General features: G+C 59.6%; 25 protein-coding genes and 1 pseudogene. 9 read left to right on the plus strand and 17 right to left on the minus strand.

The window, feature by feature from the left end:
- Positions 1 to 130: 130 nt before the first annotated feature.
- From GGQ85_RS07750 to GGQ85_RS07765, 4 genes and pseudogenes are all read left to right on the plus strand, one after another.
- Positions 131 to 747: pseudogene (locus GGQ85_RS07750) on the plus strand (polysaccharide biosynthesis/export family protein).
- 3 nt (positions 748 to 750) lie between these two features.
- A complete protein-coding gene (locus GGQ85_RS07755) occupies positions 751 to 1884 on the plus strand; it encodes a glycosyltransferase (protein ID WP_309774023.1) in 1134 nt (377 codons plus the stop codon).
- A 108-nt stretch (positions 1885 to 1992) separates the two neighbouring features.
- Complete coding sequence (locus GGQ85_RS07760; RefSeq protein ID WP_309774024.1) at positions 1993 to 3525, plus strand: undecaprenyl-phosphate glucose phosphotransferase; 1533 nt, start codon at positions 1993 to 1995, stop codon at positions 3523 to 3525.
- Between the two features lie 33 nt (positions 3526 to 3558).
- Entirely contained in the window at positions 3559 to 4824 is a 1266-nt protein-coding gene (locus GGQ85_RS07765) for an O-antigen ligase family protein (RefSeq protein ID WP_079446365.1), read from the plus strand.
- A 392-nt stretch (positions 4825 to 5216) separates the two neighbouring features.
- Here GGQ85_RS07765 and GGQ85_RS07770 read toward each other — a convergent pair whose 3' ends face one another.
- From GGQ85_RS07770 to GGQ85_RS07800, 8 genes are all read right to left on the minus strand, one after another.
- Positions 5217 to 6398: a saccharopine dehydrogenase family protein gene (locus GGQ85_RS07770; RefSeq protein WP_079446418.1), complete on the minus strand. Its 1182-nt coding sequence runs from the start codon at positions 6396 to 6398 to the stop codon at positions 5217 to 5219.
- Between the two features lie 244 nt (positions 6399 to 6642).
- Entirely contained in the window at positions 6643 to 7770 is a 1128-nt protein-coding gene (locus GGQ85_RS07775) for a tyrosine-type recombinase/integrase (RefSeq protein WP_309774025.1), read from the minus strand.
- Complete coding sequence (locus GGQ85_RS20820; RefSeq protein WP_374708858.1) at positions 7656 to 7979, minus strand: helix-turn-helix domain-containing protein; 324 nt, start codon at positions 7977 to 7979, stop codon at positions 7656 to 7658. Before GGQ85_RS20820 ends, GGQ85_RS07775 begins: the two co-directional genes overlap by 115 nt.
- Complete coding sequence (locus GGQ85_RS07780; protein ID WP_309774027.1) at positions 7979 to 8413, minus strand: hypothetical protein; 435 nt, start codon at positions 8411 to 8413, stop codon at positions 7979 to 7981. Before GGQ85_RS07780 ends, GGQ85_RS20820 begins: the two co-directional genes overlap by 1 nt.
- Positions 8414 to 8511: 98 nt before the next feature.
- On the minus strand, positions 8512 to 8730 hold the full coding sequence (locus tag GGQ85_RS07785; protein ID WP_309774028.1) for a helix-turn-helix transcriptional regulator: 219 nt from the start codon (positions 8728 to 8730) through the stop codon (positions 8512 to 8514).
- Between the two features lie 271 nt (positions 8731 to 9001).
- Positions 9002 to 9196: a hypothetical protein gene (locus tag GGQ85_RS07790; RefSeq protein WP_309774029.1), complete on the minus strand. Its 195-nt coding sequence runs from the start codon at positions 9194 to 9196 to the stop codon at positions 9002 to 9004.
- A gap of 152 nt (positions 9197 to 9348) precedes the next feature.
- Positions 9349 to 9639: a hypothetical protein gene (locus GGQ85_RS07795; RefSeq protein WP_309774030.1), complete on the minus strand. Its 291-nt coding sequence runs from the start codon at positions 9637 to 9639 to the stop codon at positions 9349 to 9351.
- Positions 9636 to 10031 (minus strand): hypothetical protein, encoded by a 396-nt coding sequence (locus GGQ85_RS07800; RefSeq protein ID WP_309774031.1) that lies wholly within the window; start codon positions 10029 to 10031, stop codon positions 9636 to 9638. Before GGQ85_RS07800 ends, GGQ85_RS07795 begins: the two co-directional genes overlap by 4 nt.
- Before the next feature lie 393 nt (positions 10032 to 10424).
- On the opposite strand from GGQ85_RS07800, the gene GGQ85_RS07805 reads away from it, so the two are divergent.
- The 4 genes from GGQ85_RS07805 (at position 10425) to GGQ85_RS07820 (ending at position 12929) form a co-directional block, all read left to right on the plus strand.
- Complete coding sequence (locus GGQ85_RS07805; RefSeq protein ID WP_309774032.1) at positions 10425 to 10808, plus strand: helix-turn-helix domain-containing protein; 384 nt, start codon at positions 10425 to 10427, stop codon at positions 10806 to 10808.
- Between the two features lie 191 nt (positions 10809 to 10999).
- On the plus strand, positions 11000 to 11488 hold the full coding sequence (locus GGQ85_RS07810; RefSeq protein WP_309774033.1) for a hypothetical protein: 489 nt from the start codon (positions 11000 to 11002) through the stop codon (positions 11486 to 11488).
- Positions 11485 to 11724 carry a hypothetical protein gene (locus GGQ85_RS07815; RefSeq protein ID WP_309774034.1) on the plus strand — a complete coding sequence of 80 codons (240 nt, stop codon included), beginning with the start codon at positions 11485 to 11487 and terminating at the stop codon, positions 11722 to 11724. The genes GGQ85_RS07810 and GGQ85_RS07815 overlap by 4 nt, the downstream gene beginning before the upstream one ends.
- A 911-nt stretch (positions 11725 to 12635) precedes the next feature.
- Positions 12636 to 12929 carry a hypothetical protein gene (locus tag GGQ85_RS07820; RefSeq protein ID WP_309774035.1) on the plus strand — a complete coding sequence of 98 codons (294 nt, stop codon included), beginning with the start codon at positions 12636 to 12638 and terminating at the stop codon, positions 12927 to 12929.
- A gap of 861 nt (positions 12930 to 13790) precedes the next feature.
- Here the strand turns inward: GGQ85_RS07820 and GGQ85_RS07825 are convergent.
- The 8 genes from GGQ85_RS07825 to GGQ85_RS07860 form a co-directional block, all read right to left on the minus strand.
- Complete coding sequence (locus tag GGQ85_RS07825; protein ID WP_309774036.1) at positions 13791 to 14456, minus strand: hypothetical protein; 666 nt, start codon at positions 14454 to 14456, stop codon at positions 13791 to 13793.
- 163 nt (positions 14457 to 14619) lie between these two features.
- Complete coding sequence (locus tag GGQ85_RS07830; protein WP_309774037.1) at positions 14620 to 16596, minus strand: hypothetical protein; 1977 nt, start codon at positions 16594 to 16596, stop codon at positions 14620 to 14622.
- Entirely contained in the window at positions 16593 to 16934 is a 342-nt protein-coding gene (locus GGQ85_RS07835) for a hypothetical protein (protein ID WP_309774038.1), read from the minus strand. Before GGQ85_RS07835 ends, GGQ85_RS07830 begins: the two co-directional genes overlap by 4 nt.
- Complete coding sequence (locus tag GGQ85_RS07840; RefSeq protein ID WP_309774039.1) at positions 16931 to 17725, minus strand: HK97 family phage prohead protease; 795 nt, start codon at positions 17723 to 17725, stop codon at positions 16931 to 16933. The genes GGQ85_RS07835 and GGQ85_RS07840 overlap by 4 nt, the downstream gene beginning before the upstream one ends.
- Positions 17726 to 17739: 14 nt before the next feature.
- Positions 17740 to 17973 (minus strand): hypothetical protein, encoded by a 234-nt coding sequence (locus tag GGQ85_RS07845; protein ID WP_309774040.1) that lies wholly within the window; start codon positions 17971 to 17973, stop codon positions 17740 to 17742.
- Positions 17974 to 18006: 33 nt separating this feature from the next.
- Positions 18007 to 18672 (minus strand): hypothetical protein, encoded by a 666-nt coding sequence (locus GGQ85_RS07850; protein ID WP_309774041.1) that lies wholly within the window; start codon positions 18670 to 18672, stop codon positions 18007 to 18009.
- A gap of 66 nt (positions 18673 to 18738) precedes the next feature.
- A complete protein-coding gene (locus GGQ85_RS07855) occupies positions 18739 to 20322 on the minus strand; it encodes a hypothetical protein (RefSeq protein WP_309774042.1) in 1584 nt (527 codons plus the stop codon).
- Positions 20319 to 20699, minus strand: coding sequence for a hypothetical protein (locus GGQ85_RS07860; protein WP_309774043.1), 381 nt, complete (start codon positions 20697 to 20699; stop codon positions 20319 to 20321). The genes GGQ85_RS07855 and GGQ85_RS07860 overlap by 4 nt, the downstream gene beginning before the upstream one ends.
- A 357-nt stretch (positions 20700 to 21056) precedes the next feature.
- On the opposite strand from GGQ85_RS07860, the gene GGQ85_RS07865 reads away from it, so the two are divergent.
- On the plus strand, positions 21057 to 21728 hold the full coding sequence (locus GGQ85_RS07865; protein ID WP_309774044.1) for a hypothetical protein: 672 nt from the start codon (positions 21057 to 21059) through the stop codon (positions 21726 to 21728).
- 344 nt (positions 21729 to 22072) lie between these two features.
- Here GGQ85_RS07865 and GGQ85_RS07870 read toward each other — a convergent pair whose 3' ends face one another.
- The gene (locus GGQ85_RS07870; RefSeq protein WP_309774045.1) at positions 22073 to 22714 is read right to left on the minus strand and encodes a recombinase family protein; all 642 of its coding nucleotides are present in this window, start codon (positions 22712 to 22714) and stop codon (positions 22073 to 22075) included.
- Between the last annotated feature and the right edge of the window lie 526 nt (positions 22715 to 23240).

A 23240-nucleotide genomic window follows, 5' to 3' on the forward strand; every position in this document is an offset into this window, starting at 1 on the left:
GTCGATTATAGTTTCTGCCGAGTTAACCACGCCTGCCAAGCGGGTTCCACCGGGTGCGTCGCGACGCCTTCGATTACGGTTTATTAACCACAAAAGCCTTTAGTGGATTTGAATATTTCATGGATGCCCGATGCGAAACGTGCGCGCCGTCACTCTGTGCCTGCTAACCGCGCTGGCGTTGTCGGGATGCATGCGGCAGCCGACGACGATGGTCCGTCCGCATAACGCTCTCGATGCGCTGGCCTATGGAGGACAGATAGCGTCGGCGCCGCCGCCGGTTGTGCACGATCCCGCCTACCGGCTCGATGCCGGCGACGGCTGCGCATCGTGGTCTACGGCCAGGAGGGCCTCACCAACACCTATCTGGTCGGTGCCGGCGGCAGCATCACCATGCCGTTGATCGGCGCCGTCACCGCGCGCGGCCGCACGCCGGCTGAACTGTCCGCCGCCATCGCCGCGCGGCTGCGCAACGGCTACATCCGCCAGCCTTACGTCGCCGCCGAAGTCGAGGCCTACCGGCCGTTCTTCATTCTCGGCGAGGTGGCGGCTCCCGGCCAGTATCCGTTCGTGCCGAATATGACGGTCGAAAGCGCCGTCGCCATCGCCGGCGGCTTTTCCCCCCGCGCCAGACGCGACCTCGTCATCGTCACCCACACCGATGCCCGCGGCGTCGTCCGCATCAGCGTTCCCCCCGCTACGCCGCTCAGCCCCGGCGACACCGTCCTCGTTGACGAACGCTGGTTCTGAGGCATGACGGAGCCACCCGATCGACCGCTCCGCATTCTTCATGCCGTTCGCGCGCCGGTGGGCGGGATCATTCGGCATATTCTCGATGTCGCAAACGGACAGGCCGATCGCGGACATCTCGTCGGCATCGTCGCCGACAGCCTCACCGGCGGCGAGCGCGCAGTTGCAGCTTTCGCAGAGATCGCCCCGCGAATGAAACTCGGTATCCACCGTATTCCGATCCGCCGGAACCCGCATCCTAGCGACCTGTTTGCGTGGACGCAGTTCGCCGCGCTGGTGCGGAAGTTGAAGCCGAATGTTCTCCACGGACACGGCGCCAAGGCCGGCGCCTTCGTGCGGCTTAAGGGCTCATCGAAAGGCACAATCCGCGTCTACACACCGCACGGCGGGTCCCTGCACTTCCCATCGACGACAATGAAGGGAATGTTTTACAGCCGCCTCGAACGCGCGCTGATGAACCGCACCGACCTGTTTCTGTTCGAGAGCGCATTCGCGCGGAATACCTATCAGCGGATCGTCGGCATCCCGGCCGGACTGGTGAAATGCGTCTTCAACGGCGTAACGTCCGGCGAATTTGATCCCGTTATGCTAGCCGACGATGCGACCGATATTGTCTATGTCGGCGAGTTCAGACATATCAAGGGTGCGGACCTACTGATCGACGCGGTGGCGCGTTTGCGGGAAAGCGGTAGACGCCTCACGCTCACGCTTGCAGGCGACGGCGAGGAAACAGGAGCGCTGAAAGCCCAGGTCGAGCGCCTCAATCTTGGGGAAACGGTCCGCTTCATTGGACACGTCAAGGCTCGCTACGGATTCTCGAAAGGCCGATTGCTGATCGTGCCGTCGCGCGGCGACTCCATGCCATACGTCGTGATCGAAGCAGCGGCAGCGGGTATTCCCATGATCGCGGCGAACGTCGGCGGCATCCCGGAAATTTTCGACTCGTACACCGACGCACTATTCGCCCCCGGCGTCGTCACTGCCTTGGCGGATGCCATAGAGGCCGCATTGAATGACCCTGCGGCCGCCGCCGCGCGCGCAACATCGTTGCGCGAGCGCATCCTCATGCATTTCTCACAGAATGCGATGGTCGAGGGCGTTATGGCAGGTTACCGTGAGACGTTTGCGAGACGTTAACCATTTCTGAAATGCCGGGAGTTGCGCGAAACCAAATCTTCCCGATTTAGTCCTTAAGTCGCTCTGAAAACGCTTGCTGCATGTGCGGCGTGATGTGGACTTGAGGACATGGACCTTTTCAACGCTCGCTCGAGGATCGATTCAGCAGCGAGCAGCGGCTTTGGAATACCTGTGGAGCGTCGGCGACGGCTGTCACCGGCGGCGCTTGCCGTCACCAATCAAAAGGTACGGCCGGCCTATTCACCCGTCATCATCACCGGCATCGTTCGTGCCGCAGATTTCTTGCTGCTGAGCCTGATCGGCATCGCGCTTTACCTCGGATACGTAGCTCGCATCGACGGTTTTAGCTGGAGCTTCATCGCATCAATCCTCGCCATGTCCGCCACCGCAGTCGTGTGTTTCCAGGCTGCGGACATCTACGACATCCAGGTTTTTCGTAGCCAGTTGCGGCAGATAACGCGGATGAGTTCATCCTGGGCGTTCGTTTTCCTGTTGTTCATTTGCGCATCGTTCTTCGTCAAGCTCGGCGATTCCGTCTCGCGGCTCTGGCTGGTCGCGTTTTTCCTTGCTGGTCTCGCCGGCCTCATTGCCGGGCGGCTTCTGCTGCGCACCATGATCCGCCGCTGGGCACGCGACGGCCGACTGGAACGCCGCACCGTTATCATCGGCGCGGACATGAACGGAGAAAATCTGATCAACGCGTTGCGAGCGCAGGAAGACTCCGACATCGAGATTCTGGGCGTGTTCGATGACCGTAACGACTCGCGCGCGCTCGACACCTGTGCCGGTAGTCCCAAGCTCGGCAAGGTCGACGACGTGCTTGAATTCGCGCGGCGTACCCGGCTTGATCTCGTGCTGTTCGCGCTCCCGATCTCGGCGGAAACGCGGATCCTCGCGATGTTGAAGAAGCTGTGGGTGCTTCCGGTTGATATCAGATTATCAGCGCATACAAACCAACTGCGCTTTCGCCCCCGCGCCTATTCCTTTCTCGGCGCGATTCCGATGCTTGACGTCTTCGAAGCCCCGATCACCGACTGGGATATGGTGATGAAATGGCTGTTCGATAGGCTCATCGGTGGTTTCATTTTGCTACTCATCTCGCCAGTGATGGTGCTGGTCGCGCTCGCGATCAAGCTGGATAGTCCCGGCCCTGTGCTCTTTCGTCAGAAACGCTTCGGCTTCAACAACGAGAGAATCGAAGTCCTCAAATTCCGCTCGTTGTTTCACGATCAGGCCGATCCCATGGCTACGAAGGTCGTGACCAAGAACGACAGTCGCGTCACCCGGGTCGGACGATTCATCCGCAAAACCAGCCTGGACGAATTGCCGCAACTCTTCAACGTCGTCTTCAAGGGCAACCTCTCCCTTGTTGGACCACGTCCCCATGCCGTACAGGGCAAATTACAGACGCGGCTGTTCGATGAGGCCGTTGACGGCTATTTCGCACGTCACCGCGTGAAGCCGGGCATCACGGGATGGGCGCAGATCAATGGCTGGCGCGGCGAGATCGACAACGAGGAAAAGATCCAGAAGCGTGTCGAGTTTGACCTCTATTACATCGAGAACTGGTCGGTGCTGCTCGATCTTTATATCCTGTTCAAGACGCCGCTGGCGCTGTTGAAATCCGAAAACGCTTATTGATCCGGCCTGGCACGTTGAGTTTGCGAAAGTGTAATGGCGTATCCTGCAGCAGTTGACAGTTGGCTCCGGTCATCGACGCAAGCGCCTGGCGTTGCCGCGCTCCAACGCGCGCTGTTGTGGGCAGTGGGAGCTGGCGGCGCGATCGTTTACATCGAACCCAGCCCCTACGAGTTTGCGACTCTGGCGGCAATGGTCGTGTTCTTCGCAACCGGCCTACGAATGCGGCTCGCCTTCGTTCCCCTGCTCATGCTGCTCTTTCTCATCAATATCGGCTACACGATCTGCGCCATACACCTGATGGACAAGACTCCGATCGTGAATTGGATCATGACATCGTGGTACATGGCGGTGACGGTCATTTTCTTCGCGCTGGTTTTCTCGGAAGATACAGAGGCGCGGCTTGACCTGATGCGGCGTGGCCTGATCGTCGGCGCGGTTATTGCGTCGGTAGCTGGTGTCGCGGGCTATTTTCATCTGGTGCCAGGCGAACATGACGTGCTGACCCTTTATGGTCGCGCGCGAGGTACCTTTAAGGATCCGAACGTGCTGTCCGCGTTCCTGATCTTGCCAGCATTGTTCGTGCTGCAAAGCGTCGTCTCGGATCGGTTCGGAAAGGCTGCTCGCAGCGCGATTGCGCTCGGGATCATGAGTCTTGCGTTGCTGTTGGCCTTTTCACGCGCTGCCTGGGGCCAGTTCGTGCTCACGTCGGCTGTGATGCTGGTCCTGATGTTCCTGACCAGCCCATCAAGAAAACAGCGGTCGCGGCTGGTTGTGACCGCGGTGATCGCAGCCGCTGCGATTGCACTGCTGCTGGCAATTCTGCTGTCCCTCGATTCGGTCGAAAGCCTGTTCAAGCAACGTGCGAGTTTCGACCAGAGCTACGACGAGGGTCGTTTTGGCCGCTTCGGCCGGCACATTCTGGGCTTCCAGATGGCGCTGGACCTACCGCTCGGAATCGGCCCGCTGCAGTTCACGCGGTTCTTTCCGGAAGACACTCACAACTCGTATCTGAACGCTTTCATGTCGGGCGGGTGGATTTCCGGAATTTGCTATCCGGTGCTGATCTTCATCACCGTCATCCTGGGCTTTCGATATATTTTCGTGCGAGTTCCCTGGCAACGCACTTATCTTGCCGTCTTCACGGCATTTCTGGGAACTGTCGGCGAGAGCTTCGTGATCGACACCGATCATTGGCGCCATTTCTGGCTGATGCTCGGCATGATGTGGGGCATGTTCGCGGCAACCCACCAGTACATGGCCAGTGACCGGCAGCCTTCCCTTCGACAGGCGCTGCAATAAGGCTCACCGGGGCCGTACGATCGGAAATCTCCGACACGGGTCTTGGGTTTTGCCGGCCGCTTCGCTCCCGTCCGGCCTAGCCACTACATAAAATGCGGTGTTATCCTTGGTCAGGTAACGTCACACTGGAGGTAATCGGCGCAAACGGAGCCTGCTTTCCTTGCCGCGCAGGCGGGTGTTGAGGACGCGCTGGTTTGAAAACCTGATTCAGACGCCACCGGAAACCCTGACGCGGTCATCTTGGTGTTGGTCGGAAAAGGCTGGGGTGTTCGCTTGCTGACTTAAACTGCTTCTATATGTTCGCGAGCAGGACTCTTTGCTGGTTTGCGGTTGGACGCTCTGCACTCACTGAATTTGTGGCTCGTAACTTCCCGAGCCTGGGCGATGTGAGGTTACGGCTCGATCGCGAACGTCAGCCCCGCGTGGTCGACGAGCCGTTTAATCAAGGCCTCCTTCATCGCAGCGCCCGGCGTCCAGAAGCCACCGGCGACGTCCGCTGCGTCGCTTCGCAGACAGATTGCGCATTCCGCGATCATCTTGGAAGTCGATCCGTAGCCGGGATCGCGATCACCGGTCACGACCGCCTTCAATTGCCGCCCGTCGGAGCCGATGCCGAAGAAGAGAAGATCGAAATGGCCGTTCTCGCGCTCTTCCTTCGATGGTCCCTCGCCCGGTTTGGGGCCACCCTGCGCGCCGAGTTTGTTGTTGGCGGCGATGATGGCTTTTGCGGTCGCCTCGCCGGTCTCCTTCGGCCCTGCGATCACCATTTCGTCATAGACGAAATCCCTGCCGTACGGGAACCCGAGCAGGAAATTCGACCGATGCACATTGCGGGTGTTGATGTTGGCCATCACGAACGGCGCCACCCACACCCCCAGATCCTCATCGAACAACGGCTTGTTACCCGGCGGCTGCTTCGGCCCCTCAAACCCCGGCGTCAGCACGAAAGGATCGCGCAGTTTCGGCAACAGACTTGGATCGTTGGCAGCCGCGGCGAAGATCGCCTTCATGCTCGCGGCGGTGCCGCCGGAAAACGTGCCCTTCATCTTACGTACGCGGCCCTTGACGCGGGCGACGCTCGATCCGAACCTCTGCTTTGCAGCCTGCTGAAGAAAGAACACGCCGAGTTCGAACGGCAGCGAATCGTACCCGCAGGAGAACACGATCCGCGCACCGCTCCTGCGCGCCTCCGCCTCGTGCGCGTCGATCATCTGCCGCATCCAGATCGGCTCGCCGCAGAGGTCAAGATAGTCTGTGCCGCTCGCCGCGCAGGCGGCGACGAGACCGGAACCGTAGAGCTGATAAGGTCCGACCGTACTCAGCACCGAGGCCGTCCGGCCAGCCATGGTCCTGAGCGACGCGGGATTCTCGGCGTCCGCGGCGATCAGCGGGAGATCGCGGGGCGCGCCGATGGCTTCGCGTACCGACGCCAGCTTGTCGAGGTCGCGTCCCGCGATGGCCCACTTCAGATCGCCACCGCCATATTTGGCAGCAAGGTATTCCGCGACGAGCCGGCCGGTGAACCCGCTTGCGCCGTAGACAATGATATCGAACTCCGCTGACGACGATGTCATGGCCCTTCCCGAAAATGTCCTGCTTAAAGCATGATTCTGAAGGGTGAAAACCGGATTCGGCTAAGATCATGCTCGATATAGCGGTTCGAACGAAAGCCTGTCTTCAAGTGTAATCCGAGGACGATGCCGCTTCGCGTGAAGAAAACGCTATAAATGGTGGTCGGAGCGAGAGGATTTGAACCTCCGACCCCTAGTCTCCCAGGGCAGTGCGTTACATACATCATAGTGGAAATCCTTCAAGTAGTTACCCGACCTCGCAGACAGGTTTTCGGGACTTTCTTCGGGATTTTTGCATGGCATCGATCCCCGCCGAGACCTCGTCATCGACGACGTGAGCGTACTTAGTGGTCGTTTTGATATCAGCGTGATTGAGAGCCTTTGACACCAGCTTGAGATTCCCAGTTTCCCGGAGCAGCTTCGTGGCAAAGTCGTGCCGGATATCGTGGAAGCGGAAATTCTCGACCTTCGAGGCCGACCTAATTCGCTTCCACGCGGACTTGAGCCCGCTGTACGTCACCGGGTATCGCTGTCCCTTGACGAGCTTCTGCGCCTTCCGGGTTCGCTTCGCTATATAGGTGAAAACGAACTCGTCATGATGACCTTGCAGCGGCCACAAGATCGACCTGACTTCGTTAGTGATGTGAGCAATAACGCGCCGATCGCCCTTTCCAGGCTTCGCGATGCGGCGCGTATCCCAATCGACCTCTGACCATCGCAGAAGACATTCGTTGAGGCGTAGCCCCGATGCCGCTGCAAACTCAAGAATTGGCCTATAGTCGTCCCGTGTGGCTTCGTCGATCTGCGCCTCCTCGGTCTTCTTCAACTCACGGACGCGCTCCTGAGGCTCCTTGAGCCAGTGCCGTTTCCAATTGGGCTCTCGATCGAACCGCACGCCCCACGCCTTGGCGCGAGTGAACAGCTTCTTCATGACTTCGGTGGTGCTACGGTTGACTGTGGCCGGCGCGATGAATGGTTGAGGCGGCGCGCCCTTCAAAGGATTCTTGCGATGGTCCTTCCGACGTTGACCCCGACGCCACGCAATGAGATTGGCAACGTCGTTGTCCGTGATCTCAGAAAGCAACTTCGTCGGACCAAAGTACGCAACCAACCGCTCGATGTCGCGCCAGGTCGTGTTGGCGCCGACGTGATGCTGGCCGATTTCTATCCAATAGCGGCCCGCCACGTCATCGAGCTTGAGAGATACGTTCCCCGAAGCATCCTGAACGGATCGCTTTGGCTTCTCCCGCTCTGTCCGCTCTACGCCTTCGGCTTCGCGTCGGTTCGCTGTCTCCGTAGAGCCGTGAAACCGATGACCTTTGAATTGGAAATCGAAGTGGTAGAACGGTGAACCTTTCGGACGATAAACTGACATGGCGTTTCCCGCTGTGCTCGGCGCTCCACGAACTCTTGAAGGTCTCCTTCGGTAAACATCATGCGGCGGTTTTTCTTGCCGCGGCCTACATTGATGTAGCGCAGGTCCCCGTCATCAACGTAACCCTTCACTGTCTTTATCGACACGCCAAGCCAACTTGCGGCGTTAGCAAGCGGCATTAGAGGCGACGTAGCGACTCCGCAGGACATCAGGCCACCACCCCGAGGCTCTTGACCTCATCCATGCTCAGCGACGGCATCAGTTGATCTATCGAGGGCATGGTCTCGAGGAAGAGCTTCGCCGCTTGCGACTCAAGGCATTGGGAGAGAATCCCCGTCTGAGCGTCTAAACTCAGGATCTCGATTTGAGAGAGTGCAGCCTTTTCCACGGCAGCAATTTTTGACACCGCGGCCTTGCGAAATTCAGTTCGTCGCTCTTTCACAGAGTTCTGGCCGCGTCCATACCAGTGCAAGTTGAGGTCGGGCGCAAATTCATTTGGAATACCTAGCTCCAGACACCTTGCAGCAATGAGTATCTGCGCATCCTTGACCGCTTGCGCAGCGATTTTTCGAGCCTCCGACCACACTTTGTCATCGTCGTAATGATAGATCTTGGCGGACAGGGCATCGAATTCCGCGATCATCTCTGCGGAGCGCTCCTTTGCTTTCGCCCTCATCACTCGCTCGCGCTTCTTCACGATTTGAAGAAGATCGGCGCGCTCGGATTTGGTCATGTTTGACATCAGCCGGCCTCGATCTGATTGCCATGGCGCTTCGCCCAGCCCTCAGGGTCCGACGCCCAAGCTTCGATATCGGCGCGGCGCCACGCGATGCGACGGGGCGCGATGCGTACGCGCTTTGGGAACAGCCCGCGGCGCTCCATGCGTTTGCGCGTCATGTCGCAGAGGCGCGTAATAGCGTCGATTTCTTCGTGAAAAATAAAAGGCGAATTGCCTGGCATGAATAGACCTCTCAGCAAAAGAATAATGATCTTTTGCGTTTTCAGAGGATCAACAGGCAAGAAATATGTCTGCTAAAGTTCGTTGGGATGGTCAAGAGCGTATGTGAGTTTGGAGCAGTCTTTTCCTGATAAAAAGCACCCGAAGCGTTTCCCCTTCGTTCAGTTCGGGCTCGGCACGCCGTTATCAGACGCGCAGGTTTTCCGCTGCTTCCCTCCGCGGTTCGCCACGACATCGCATCTCTCCATGGTGCCCAGGCCAGTACGATGCCCGTCACCACAGCCGCACCTTGATTTCGTCCGCAAGCGGTTCGTCGTCCGCGGCGGCAGGCTCAGTCGATTCCGGGGACAAGCGGATGCAAATGGTGCCGTCCGGCTTGATTTCAACATTACCGGCGCCAGTTTGCTGCGCGGCTCGGATCGCCCGCGCCACGTCGGCCTGGGTAAAGCGAGCAGGGGTCCGGCTCATTGGGAACCCGATGCGAAGTTTGGCGTTTGACCGACGGCGTTTTTTCGACGCATTCGCAATCTCCAGTTATGGGAAACGCTGATCACAGACCACGTCCTGTCCCGATGCAAGAAAAACCCGCCGGCGGACCGGCGGGCCAGTTGGTCAGCGGCCTATGCGGCCCGCATGGTGTTCAGCGCGGCGAACGCTCCCGCCATCAGCGCGCGCAGGCGGGACTTGGCGCTGGGCTTTTGCGCTGAGATCCGGGGTGGCGCTCGTCGTTTCGGCAGATCGGCACCGCCGGCAAGATCCGAGATCACTCCGAGAAAGGCATGGTTGCGCCTCAACGTTTCTCGAGAAATCCGAACGGTGAAGACGACATGATCGTCGTCCGCCGCGATCGCGTCGATATCCGTCTGCAGTAGAACATCGGCTAGATCCTCGACTCGCGCGGTGCCGATCATATCCGCACCTCAGTGAAGCACTCGAGAAATCCGTGGGATGACTCGTCGTCCTCCTGCTCTGCCTCGCCTCCGTGCTCCAACTCGTCGCCCTCGGCGTCGTCCTGAAGGCTCGAACTAAGCTCATAGCCCGCAAGGTTCGGCTCGGTGTCTCCACCGTCCTCGAGATCCGGATCGCTTGCTTCCGCGTCGAGCGTGTCGATCAACAATTCGATCAGTGCTTCCCGCTTTTTGCGAGACCATGCCTGAAAGAACTCTTCCGGCGTAACGTCAGTTTTGACGAATAGGCCGTCCTTGGCTTTTGCAGATTCGCTGGTGCGCGGATTTTTCGTCCGCTGCCTTATGGCGGATTTTGACTCGGACGCATGGCGCGCCCGCTGTGTAGATTTGGTCATGGGTTGCTCTTCAGTATGGCCGATCAAAGCCGCGCTGGTGACGGACCAGCAGCCGGGAGTTGATCGCCCGCTGAAGAGACGGGCCGGCGACTTTTAAGCCCGAAGGCTCTGGACATAGCGCACCGCTCCCGGCCATAATGGCCAGGTCGGCGCACCCGCCAAGGTGCAGCCAGCGCTGTCGAGCCCGCCAAGGCTCATTCCGCGCAACGGAAACCCCGGCACCAACCGGTCTTCCGTCTCTTCAGTCCGGGCGATCAAACCCAACGGACATGCTCAACCGATTTGGTTAAGAAATCAACCCCGCGCGGGGCGCTTCCGCGTGTTCGGTGGACAGCGGGGCCTAATTATCCGATGCGCTCGACAGGAGTTAAGGGAGCAATCCAAGTTAGCGCAATGAAACTTCCGGCACCCGAAACCATAACGCCGACCACGCCGCTGAGGCTTGAGGTCGCGGCCGAACTCGGCTTCCCTGACGGGTCGATGTCCGCAGGGGCATTGCGTAGGCTTGCGGCCTCCGGGAAGCTCGCGCACGAGAAGATTGCCGGCAAATACTTCATCACGCTCGCAGCAATCGAGGAAATGAGAGCGTCATGTCGCGTCCGAGCAAAGGCCCCCGACTTGCCCTCCAAAGACCAAAAGACCGACAGCCAATCTGGGTCATCCGAGACGGACAGCGCACCCTCGGCACTGGATGCAATGAACGCGCTCGCCGAGGAGCTGATAGAGAGTTTGCAGACTAAGCCAACAACTCGGCCAAAGCTGCGACGGCGGTTTTAGACCTCGCCTTCGGAAGCCATCCGCCGCCTGGTCGAGATCGGCGGAAGGCGAATGGCTAATTTCAATCCCGTTTCTCGGCGGCTTTCGATACCTTGGCGCCTAAATGGCCCGGGCGTTGGTTTTGTTCCGAGCAGGAAGCAGTAGCCGCGGGATGCAGGACGTCGAAGCGATGATCGGAAGGAAAGCCAGCGATGAAATGGGCACTGGTCATGATAGCGATGGGGACGACGCCAATTCAAACAAATCTGGTCTATGATGACTTACAGGCCTGCTATGCCGCTGAAGAAAAGATCGCTGCTGAGTATGCCGATGTTTTCAATCAGTGGCTCAAGACGAACGGCGACACCAGCCTCGTTCCTCCATACGTAAAACAGCGCGTAATGCGCGGAATATGCACTCCTCATCAAAGTATCGTTTCCGCACAGAGTATGGAAACTCCTCCAGCGCTGCGTTTGGAACCGAAGCAGCCGAACGCAATGGGCCAAAGTGATGGAGGCGACGTCGGCGACCCCGCTATGCAGAAGCAGGTGATCAATCTGGTCGCAGCTCTGAAGAACATCAAGACGCTGGCGCAGGCCGCAAAGGACAGCGAAGATGTAGACGCGCTGCGGAAGAACTTCGAGATGGTCTCAACGCTCGTAGACAAGGCGCTGCCGGGGAGGCGCAAGAGGATGCGATGAGTGATGATGAAGGCCAAGGCCAACCAGCAGAGCCGAGATCTCTTCACGATCTGCCCGTTGATATCGCGATTAGGCTTCGCTGGGTGCTGCGCGACATTCGAGCGGGTCGCTTAAAGCTGCTCACCCCCTCGAGCGATGATTTGAGGTCGCTTGCAGAGCTCGGTTTGATCAGCGTGGATAACGATCAGATCGTCCTGACGGAAGCAGCGAACCTGGCGATTGGCAGCCCTGAATAGAAAACCCCGCCGGAGCGGGCTTGTCTGCCGGAACGCAACAAGAGCCATAGGTGGCAAAGCGGAAGCTGGCGAGGAACGGGGGAACGAAAAGCCCTCGATCTTTGTAATGCAATGTGAATGGAACAAAACAGCATATTTCGATTTAATTTGCGTCAACTGAACCCGGAGCAATCAAATGAAAACGGCGCTCAAAGCTTTATCGGCAGCGGCCTTTGCCGTCCTCATTGCCTCCCCTGCTCTGGCTTGCAACGGCGGTGGAAATTGCGAAAACGCACCCGGCCAACTTAAACATGGGGTGCATGGAGCGCCTGGACCAATTGTCGGCGCGGCGGGCCTTCCGATTCTGGCCGTCGGTTATGGCGTTTACTGGCTGGTGAGACGTCGACGCAAGTCCGCCTGATATTGCGGAAGCACGGATAGCTTGATTTCAAGGCTGCAAACTTCTGTGACTGCCAATCCGGGAACCGAACCCTAAGCATCGGTTCACCGACGGGAACAGCCTCCATGCTGCCCGTCTCGGGACCCCAGAGCCCGTCGGCGGGCTCGCGCTTTGCGGGGGCACAGTTTATCTCTGAGAACGGCGGTGGCGCCGGCGTCCGGCTCCGGAAACGCTGACATTCACGGCTGCCGTGACGAAAAAAATTGCAACCAGGGGTTCAAAAAGCGGCGGCCCGAACGTCTCACTATAGAGGGCGCGGACTGCTGGCCTATTTGCCCGGCCTCGCGACGTCATTGAAATAAGACCGCGCCGGAGCAGGGTTCAGTGCTTCTGAGCCGCGGCCAACCCAGATCATCTCATCAGCTATCCGGAACCGCCCCTCGACCCGGTTGAAGCCATTCGGAACGGTCTTCCGCCACATGCGTTTTGCTGAGGTGTGTCACGATGTCTGAACGCGCTTTGGAGAACGATCATGCGAAATAATCTGTTTCCCGCCGCAGCTTTGGTCATGATCGGATTCACTGTTCCCGCGTCGGCAGCCGACATTGGCTACGTTCAGGAACCGGTGTCCGAGATCTACACCCAGGCTGGACCGCTGCCGCTTCAGGCGGCTGTCGATATCGCCAACGGAATCGGTCTGGTTTCCGTGTCAAACACAAACAAATGGGGCAATGAGTGGCAGGTCGAGGGCTATGACATTGCCGGAAGCTATATGGAAGTCGATGTTGATGCGCGCACCGGCGCGATCGTAAACGTCGATAGGTGACGTCGGTCGCAGGTGTCCAAGTCAGGCTGAAAAAACGACCGATATCGATCGATGAGCAAGGTCGAAAGAGGTGCAGCTCCCGAAATAGAAAACCCTGCCGAAGCGGGGGTTCTTGTGAGAATCTCTAGCGACCCACAGAATCGCCTCGGGGCTAGCTCGTTCCAACACCTCGTCGGCGAGCGTGGGATCGCCAGCCTTGTAGCGGAGCCAAACTTCCCGAACCTCGATTCCCGCGCAAAACCTCTAGAGCCGGACGGTTCCTTGGCTGGGGCTGCCTATTGCATCACTTGACTTAGCCCGTCCTTACTGGCGGGCCTTTTCTTTGAAACTACCTCCCCGCCACGTGCATTATTCATTCGGACCGGTTGATCGCTTGGTACGGCAGATCCCGGTCCCGAAAGGCCCGCTTCTCCCCCGATTCCAGCGGGCCTTTCGTTGGCCGCTCTTTGCGCAAGCCGGAACAACTTTCATCCAATCATATTGAATCGCCGGAACGGTCGATCATTCTCGCCCGTGTGATCTCCGAACCCGAATTGGCCCGCTGCTCCTTCACGACTCCAGCGGGCCTTTTTGCAGCTTCGGCGCTCTTACCTCCGCCTTCGAATCCGGTGGGAAACTGGCGGATTCTTTTGTGCCGGCCAAAGATTCGCAAGGAACGCCCTTCCCGTCCGTGCATTGTCCAGAAGACGGAGAAATACCCCCCACATTCCTTCGTCCTGCCCCTGCAGCCCGTCGATGACCCCCACGTCGGCGGGCTCGCGCATTTAATCGGCACTGCGCAGCCGCTTCAGCGTGAACTCGGCTCACCGCCGACAGCTCTCGCTAACCTTCGACAATGTACGCCGCGGCCGGTTGCGCATGTCATGCCGCCATCCGCTGCGCGCGGATTTTCTCTCGGCGCCGCCGATCAGCCTTCTGCATTTCCATAACCTCGTCCCACGTGGCCTGTGACACTGTCGGCGGCTTCACCATCTTGCGCGCGGATTTTTTCAGTTTGACCGGTTGTGGGGCGAACGGCGATCCGAGGATTTGGGTTAGCCTCCACCTGAGCGCGTCTTCGAGATGATCCTGCAGGCCAAGATCGCTCAGCGTCCGCAAGATTTCCAAGAGCGGCACGCGATCCAACGCCTCGAGCCAGGCCAAGCCGCGATTGGTCCATACATCATGAAGGCAAAATGAGACCGCCCTCATGATCGGCAGCGTCAACGCTTCCGGACCATTCGTCGTCTCGGCGATCGAGCGCAAGAGCAGTATGACTCGATCCGCGCCGCGGATGGAAAAGCGCCCCGGATCAAAGCTGCAAAGCAGGTCCGCGCGCCAAAGTATGCGCTGAAGGTACATGCGCTCGTCTCGGCCGAGATCGGGAATCTCCAGAGCGTCCAGAATAGATTGTAACCGCGTCACAAATTCTTTGCGCTGATGGGGTTCCGGCTTCGGCGGACCGAACTCCTCCTGCGCGCGCGGACGGCCGCGAGGGACAGGCATGTCATCGTCGCCGTCATCGTCGACAATTTTTCTTTTGCCCATCACGATTCCCGAAGTCGGTCGCGAGCCCGGCGGTTACATCCGCCGCTCGGGCCCGCGACGTCGGCTCTCAATTTCCGGTTGGCGGCGGCCTCGCAAAGCACCGCCAACTGGACTCCCGCACCGCGCAACCGGGTACTGTCGTGCGCGCGGCACCCGGGATTTCTCATTTGTCGGTCGTGTTGTGATCGCCGGAGAAGAACTGGCTTGAACCGTCGGCGGCCGGCGCCTGGGTCGGGAACGAATACCAGGATTGGCTCATCGCCTGGGCCAGCGTCTTGCCGTCGAGATTGATCGTCAGCGCCAACGGCGCCAGCTTGGCTTGCGGAGCTGCGTTGCCGGCTTGTTTAGCGATCCGCCGCTCATAGCGTTCGCCGGCGGTCTCGTGCTTCTCGGCCGCCTGGCTTTTGAGCATGCCAACGACAGCGGCAAGCAGACTAGGATCACCGGCGTGCTTTTCCTCATATCGGGCGCCGGGCTTCCCGCTGGCCGTGCTGCCGCCCAGGTATTGCTCGGCGATGCCCCCGACACCGCCGACGATGCCGCCACCGATCGCGCCCCCGAGAGCCCCCCCTGGGCCGCCGAGGGCACCCCAAACACCGCCGGCGAACGCTCCTTCGAGCGCCCTCGTTCCAATCTTGGAGGCCGCGCCAGGCTTGCTGGTGCCAGGCAAAATTCCGCGTAGGCCGTCCAGCACTGCCTTGAAGTCTCTCAGTCCACCGTTGACAGCCGGCAAGACCGTCATGCCCAGCTCTCCCATCGTGACGTTGAATTCCTGCAACGTCGTTCGCGCCTGTTGGGCTGTGGACCCTTTGGCGTAGTCGGGAAGAAACGAGCTGTAGCGATTTTTGAATTCGGATGAGTTCATTTCCTTGCGCATCGCGAGGATTTGCTCATGCACGGCTGGATTGGCGAGCAAAGCGAAGCCGCCGCCACCTTGCGCACCGAATAGTGCTCTTTCATAAGCGGCACGCTTTTCGATCGGGATGCCTTTCGCACGATCACCAGCGATGTCCAACATCTTGAAGATGTCCGGCTTGCCATCGGTGAACCAGGTCGGCTTGTGATTGCCGTCGATTAGGCCGAACGCCGTGAGCGCTTCCTCGTGTTTCCTGAATGCCAGTTTCGACATCATGCTGGTGCCGGGCATCGCCCGCAGCGCCATTTCCCGCAGCCACGTTCCTGACTTCGTCGACGTCGCACCTGATCGCGTGAGAGCCGTTCCCAACAACAGCGTATCCATCGGATCGAGATCGAGTCCGGATCTCAGCAGCGGGACGGCATAGCCGGCGGCGCGCTCGATCGAGGACAACGATGACGGGTTTGACGTCGACAAATAGGCAAATCCGGGCGCAAGCTTTCTGATTTCGTTTGGCGTCAACGCGCCGGCCATGTGGGCCAGGCCGATGAACGACTTCATCGACTCTGCGAGACTTGAACCCTTCGCCAACGCTTCTTTTGAGGCGGTTTCGAGCATGTCAGGCAAAACATCCAGGCCCTTTCCTGGCGTTCCCTGGAACATGCGCGTCGATGTCAGTGCGGCCTCGCCCACATCGTGAATGTTATATCCCGCTGCGATCATTGCCTCTTGCAAGGCGCCGCGCATTCGCTTGTTGGTGGGGCCGTCTTTCTGATCCTGGCCGGAGTGATAGATCAGTTGCCAAATGTACTTCTCCATTTCGGCGGCTTGGTAGATGCCATACCCGAGCACGCCGGCCCCAGCCATCGCGGCGTTACTGCCGAAACGGACATGACCGCCGCCCGGGATGGACATGCCTGGGCCAGAGATGTGAGCGCCGCCGCCCCGAAGCCATCCAGGCTGACCCCGTCCGCCGTGACCACCACCGCCGGGGACGACAGCGGGCAGACCTAACGCCGCCCTGGCATTCGCCGCCGTAGCGCCACCGATTGCCTTCCGAGCCGCGGCCGCATTTGCCGCAACATCACCCCAAGCCCTCGCCAGGCCGTCCGTCTCGGCGATCGCAGCCCCCATACCCATTGGCTTCGTGATTAGGGCGAGGTTCTTGCGCGCCTTGTCGACCGCGAGGTTGATCTCGCGGATCTGGCGTAGGATCTGGGTGAGCGCCGGCGATGCCTGGTTGATGATTTTGAAAACTGCGCCGACTTCGAAACTGGTGATCACTGGGTGGCCTCCGAGTTTCCGACCGTAACTCGTTCGATTTCGACCTTGCACCGGGCGACCGTTGCGACAAAGGACTCTGCAATCGAGGTGGCGACCTCGGTACCGAGCGAGCCCTCGAGGCGCACCTTCATTCGTTCGCGGACGGTGACGAGGTGCGCAAACATTTGTTCCTGCGACGCGCCGACGAACAGCAATGCCATGTCCGCGGCTGACGCGACGCAACGGTCGATAAATTTTCCATCTGACTCACCTCCACCCGCAGCCAGTTTTGCTTCGGCAAGAGCCACCTTGGCGTCGATCCGATCGAGGGCGCGCTCTATCCGGGCGATCGCCGTCATTTTGCGGGCCCTGACATCGTCACTGGCCGCGGCAGTTGTTGCGCGGCCCTGATCAAAAGCATTGCGCGGTCTTCTTCCGTCATCTCGAACAGCGCCTTGGCGACCTCTTCCTGCGTCGGTACATTCTTTTCGAGCGTCCCGCTGACGTCGGCTTCCTTGGAGATGGCGCGAAACCCAAGGGCCCCAGCAGTCTTCGGCGGCATGGGCTCGGCGAGCAGCTCGACAATCCGTTTTTCCAACTGCTCTATTCTGTTGTCTCTCTCCTGCAGAGCCTTCGCGATGATGTCGGCGCCGTGCGGCTCAAGCGTTCTATCAATGCGGTCAAGCGCCGCGGTCGCTGAGCCCACGGCGTCTATTTTCCACATCGTAATCGCCGCCTCGGGATGAGCAGGCCGATCGACAAGCGAAACTTCGGCTAGCAGGATTTCAGTGATTACCGTAGGGTCTTCCTCGTCGCGCTTGAGCACCCGGCCGCCGACCGAAAACCCGCTATACACCTTCGCCTTCACCTTCCGGACTGCGTCAGCATCAACGATGTGCGCTGTCAGGTGGGTGACCCCGTCGTCGTCGACTGATATCTCAACCGCCCTGCCGGCCGCAGAGGTTGAGCGGTGCATTTCCCGAATTGCCGGGTACTGCTTGTATGCAGGCAATGCTTTCTTGATGGCGCTGGCCAGGATGGTCTCGCCGGTGCTGTCAGGGCTTTCCGTGCTAGCGATGCCCGTGACGAAGATAGACCCGTCGTCGGCATCTTCGACCTTCTGGAGTTCCGCGAAGAAGATTTTCTGCATGATCAGGACTCCTATCAGCCGGCGGAGATCGCCAGTGTGCCACCGTTATTCCAAACGGCGCCGGCGACATGCGGGTCGACCGTCGGCACCGCCGCAATGATGGTCCAGCCGAAGGCAATTAGGCTCCTTGCTAGATCCGTGCCTGCGGGAACTGTGCAAAGTCCGGCCGCGTCAGTCGTGACCTGGTTGTGAGCGGTGAGCTGAAACGTTTCGTTCGGCAACGGGCTCTTGAAAGTCAACGTCGACATATCGGTGTCCTTGTTTTTGCGAGGAGGTGAAGTTCAAGTTTCCAGTTCGGCCGTGGCGTCGGTGCGGAGCCTGGCTACCAGTGAATCCCAGGCCGCGCGATCGGCGGCGGCGGTCTCCACGACCGGCGCCGCTGCGGTACGTAACCGCTCTGACAACTTCCCCGCCAAACCGAAAATTGGACGCATTATCTCGGAGTCACCGGAATGGGCGATACCGATTACCACCTGCAGCGACTGCTTGAGCATATTTTGCTTAGCCACCGCCACGCGCACCGACTCATGTAAGCCCTCGATCAAGGGCTCGACGCTCTCGCTGATGACCTCAGCGATCGCTATCTCGATCGGAATTTTCAGATCATTCGCGACTAAGTCGTCGGCGTGCGCTTCTGCCGCAAGCTGCGCGCTCGCCGACTGAGCCGCTGCCGCGTTTTCCGCTGCCAAGGCATTTGCGGCAACCAGATCTTGGCGCTTGGCGATGTCAATTTCCGGCATATCGCCGTCTTTGGACTCGCCGCGGGCCCAGGCAGCCATCGCGTCGGCGTTCTGCCTATCGAACTCAGAAAGGGCAGCGGCCGCGCTTGCAGCCTCCTGATCCCGGCCGACCAGACGCTGCTGCGCAATCCGCAACTGCTTTGCGCGCTCTTCGCACGACGTCTTTTTGTCGAGCAGGTCTTGTAGACGTGCGCGCGCCGGAGACAACGCGGCGGTTGCAGTTTCGAGCTTATAAAGTTTTCCCATTGGGGTTCCTCTCGTTAGACCGGCATTTCATGTTGGTGGACCGATTTCGCCGCGCTGTTGGCGGTGCCATTCAACAGAGCCCTTCGCCCATTCCTTGGTGATCGGCTGCGGCTTGTCGTTGTCGAGGGGAAACGGCCACGTTCCATTGGCTTTCATCGCAGCCGTCTCCTGGCGGGCGATCTCAAGCATGGCTCGGCTGCCAGACCAGTCCTGCAGGATCAAACCCGTCACCGCACCACTCACGGCGTTGGCGATGTCTTCATGACCAAGGGCGTCGATCGAATCCTTACCGCTGCGCGCGGTGCGACGCTCGAGGCTACAGATCTGGGTTACTAGTTTAGGGTGGTCCAGGAGCTCGACGCGGACACCGTTGATCAGCGGTAGCATCTCGCAGTAGAGATCGGACTTCGGCTTCGCGCTAGGCTCGTAGATGATGCCATGAGTTTCAAAGCGTTCGCGCGGCCATAGCCCGGCGTACTTGTCTCCCTGAACCTTTTTGAGACCATAGGTTTTCAAGAGCTTGGCAAAATCCGCGGTCACCTGCTCGGGAGAAAATGGCGGTTTAGCTTCGCGTACAGCATCCAGAACGGCCTTCTCACCTTCTCGATGCGCGATCGCCAGGGTCATGGAATCGGAACTGCCGCCGCTCGGATCGACGAAGGCGACGTAGCTTAAGCCCTTTGTCGGGGGTAACTCGTGGCGGCGCTTGATGACGCAGGCCTCGACGGCTTCGCGCGAAACGAACGCCTCGATGTCGCTCCTGAATTCCGCGCCATATTCCGCCGCGGCATTCGCCGGGTCGCGCTCAAAGGCATCGCTGATGACCGACGCCGGCACACTGGGGTTCATCGTCGTGGTGCTGGCGCGCCAGACCAACACCGGCGCATCGTTCTGACCGAAGTATTTCCGGAACGTGTCATACAGCGCGCCGCGCTTGGCGTAGGGGCTGCTCGCGCACAGCAGCATGGCGTCCGGCAACATGGTGGTCATGCTCGGCCGGAGGGCGGCCAGGATCTCAACGTCAGGGCTGGCGCTGTCGTCGCCCTGCCAGAACGCAATCTCGTCACAGAGGGCCGCGACCAACGTGTAACCGCGGACGCTGCGAAAATTCGCGGTGCTGATCTCGATCGAGATACCGTTGCAGAGATCAATTCGGTCTTGCGTGATCTCGCCGAGGACCATGGCGGCGATCATGGGCGTCTCGGTGATCAACGCGGTGATGTATCTGAAAATGACGCGAGCCTGCCGACGATCGGCAGCGATGACGAGGACGGTGCCACGTTCGCCAGGCACCAGACGGTCCGACCAGACCTTAAACACGGCGAGATAGACCGCAATCAACGCGAGGATGAGAGACTTGCCACCGCGGCGCCCGACGATCAGCCAAGCTTCGATGTAGCCCGAGGCTAACGGCGCGGTGCGGCCGGTGCACTTCCGGAAGATTTCCAGCTGCGCGGGGGCAAGGGTAAGGCCAAACAGCGCCGACAAGAGGACGCACCAACAGGCGAAGCTAACAGGATCCCTGAACCAGCGGGCAAACAGGTCATGATGGCGCATCGCGTCCAGGATGGTCACGATGGGCTGCGCAGAATGGCCGGCTGCGGTGCTCATTCAGCAGCCTCTGCGGGCCGCGGCGCCTGCGACGCGAGCCATTCCGTAATAGACGGGACCGCCGGCTTGTTCTTCGTAGCTTTCGCCTTAAGCCGAAGCAGAATGCGCCTGGACTCGCTGGTCAGCCTGATGGCCTCATCAGCATCGACGGGTCCGCAGGCCACGATGGCCTCGCGAATTTGTTCGCTACGAAGCGCTAGGGCGGCAGCTTGAGCCACTAACTCCCTGTCGATTGCCGAAAGGGGTCCGCCGACTTCCGCCGCCAACTCCTCGATCAGTGTGCGATATCGCCGGGACGAGCGCGTACGCGCGTCAAATCGCGGCAGGCTAATTCCGGAAGCAGTTTTGCGAGTGGATCGTCGGGCAGCGGTAGGCATCTTCGTCCTGAAAATGGACTGGAGCCTGGCACTGCCTCCCCCGAGCGGCGCGTGTCGGGGACGGGGTGCGCATTACATCGGGCGCACATCTGGTGAGAATCAGTACATGCATCGGGCTAACATTTCAATAATCAGTCGTGCATGGGGAGTGCTTGAGATCAAAGCGGCATCGAGCCACAGTTTCAGAAGATCAACGGCCAGGATCAGAAGGCCTACATTCTCTCGGTCAACGTCAACCGTCGCCACATGACTGTTGCGCAGCGAGCGATGGCGACGGCTTTGATCTATCCGAGTCCCGAGAAGGGCGGCAGGGGAAAGAAGTCCGCAAACTCTAAAGAAACTTTAGGGTTTAGCACGATGAGGTTGTCACAAGCGCGTTCGGTTCTTTCCTATTCCAGACCGCTTGCGGAATCAGTGCTGTCGGGAGCCGCATCTCTCGATGATGCCCATCACCAAGTCCAAGTCGCGACCGGCAAGATCAACAACGACACGATCCGGCTACGCAAGCTGCGCGATTATCGACCTGATCTCGCTGAGCGCCGCCTTGCTGACGAATACGACGCGGCGCAGGAACGGGGGGAAGTCGCATCCGGTTCAGTCCGCACAGACATCATTCCCGGGCAGAACGATGTTCGTCCTGCTACCGCAGCCGAGGTCCTTGGCGACGGCGCTAATAAACTACTTCATGAAGCTCGACTCATCCGCGACGCGGAGGTGGCAGAACCAGGCATCGTGCGTCGCGCGCTCGACGAAAAGCTGGCGGCAGGAGAAGAACCAACGAAGGCCGCCCTCCGCCAGACTGTGCAAACTTTCCGCGACGGATGCGTTGTGCGCAGCAGCGGCTGCTTAGATGCGCTCCCAAAGGATGGCGCCGGTCGATCGAATCTCGGTGTTACCTTCATTGCCGGGGATCATGGCCTGCAGACTGACATGCCGACCGACAATAGCCGCCATCTCGACCTGCCAGCTGTCACCCAACGCGAAATAGTTGCCCAAGGCCCAATCATGGTCGCCGATTGCGGGGGCTAGCACGATCCCGACGTCGAGATCGCTGCTGGGCTTGGAGCCGCCTTTCGGACCTCTGCTTCCGAAGATCCAAAGCTCACGAATGGCCTCATTTCCCGAGGCCCAATCGATTAGCGCCTGCTTCCACCCTGATTTGAGCTCTCTCTCGTCAATCGCGGTCATATGCGTTCCAGCACGTGAGCGACCTGCACTGCGGGACCATTTGCGTTGGCCGCGCCCACCTCACCGCGCAAGCGCTTGCGAGCATGGGGGCGCGAGAGACCGGTTCGATCAACCCACCGGCGACATAGTCCAGCGCAGGCGGATCGGCAAGAGCGCGACGAAACATCACGGGTGACTGCGGCCAGCTACCCCAAGCGCGACAACACGCGCTTGACGGTTACCGCGTGCCACTGCCCGCCGGCGGGTGTCGGTATTTCGCGGGCGTTCAGCTCTGCTGCCATCTTACGATGCGACATGCCGGCAAGCTCGGCGAACACCGGCCGCAGTTGCTCAGCACGTTCCTTCGCATCGTCACGGTTCTGGATGCCCTTTGCGTTGAGACCACCCAACTTGATGCCCTGTGCCTTCTTCGCTGCCAGGGCATCACGCGTGCGCTGGGAAATCACCCGGCGCTCTTTCTCGGCGATAGCGGCATACAGGTGCAGCATGAACGGATCCGCATCCGCGCCCAACTCTGCCACGATGAACGGCGTCCTGTGCGACATCAGACCGCTGATGAAGTGGACGTCCCGGCTAAGCCGATCGAGCTTGGCGACAATGATCGGCGCCTTGTTCTGCCGAGCGACCTTGAGCGCTGCGGCAAGCTGCGGACGCCGTTCGAGCGCATCCGCGCCTTTACCAGTTTCGACTTCCTGAAAAGTCTCGATTAGCGAAAACCCTTCTGCCTCTGCAAACCGGGCGAGCGCTGCCTGCTGCGCTTCCAGACCCAGGCCCGAGCGACCTTGTTGAGCAGTGCTAACCCGAACGTAGGCGATAGCGGTTTTCATGGCCCGGCCCCTAAGTGAAACACTGCAACGAACGTTGCTATGTTGCACATGAGGGCCGTAACACGTCAATAGATATGTTACAGCATTCCTAGAAATGAGATTTTTAGACCAAATTCTGACGTTAGGGATGCTACTTGGTCCAACCGGGTGACTAGGCGCTCAGGGGCCTGAGCGCCGGCTCGGGCCTCAGCCGCACGTCGGGCCGGCAGCCCTAGCGGCTTGGATTTTTATTTCGGCCAGCGCGTGGGCTTAGGACCAGCTTTCACCTCCAAAATTTAGGCTTTGAATTTTGCCCCTCCCTTCCATGACCGGTTGCGATGAGGCGATGGCTTAAAACGGGGGAAGGGCGTTCGAGGACGGTTTCGACGATCCGAGCCCTCAGTGGTTACCTCTTCACCCCACCGATGATCTTATGGATTTGGTTGGGCGAGAAGTGGTGATGGCGATCGGTTTGAGTGTCTATGTGACTGTGCGCAGGAATTGTCGATTGTGCGCGTTTCGATTGACCATAGCTTCGCCCCCTTCA

Origin of the sequence: Nitrobacter vulgaris (assembly GCF_031453995.1) — a bacterium.
In the GTDB taxonomy this organism is placed as follows: domain Bacteria; phylum Pseudomonadota; class Alphaproteobacteria; order Rhizobiales; family Xanthobacteraceae; genus Nitrobacter; species Nitrobacter vulgaris.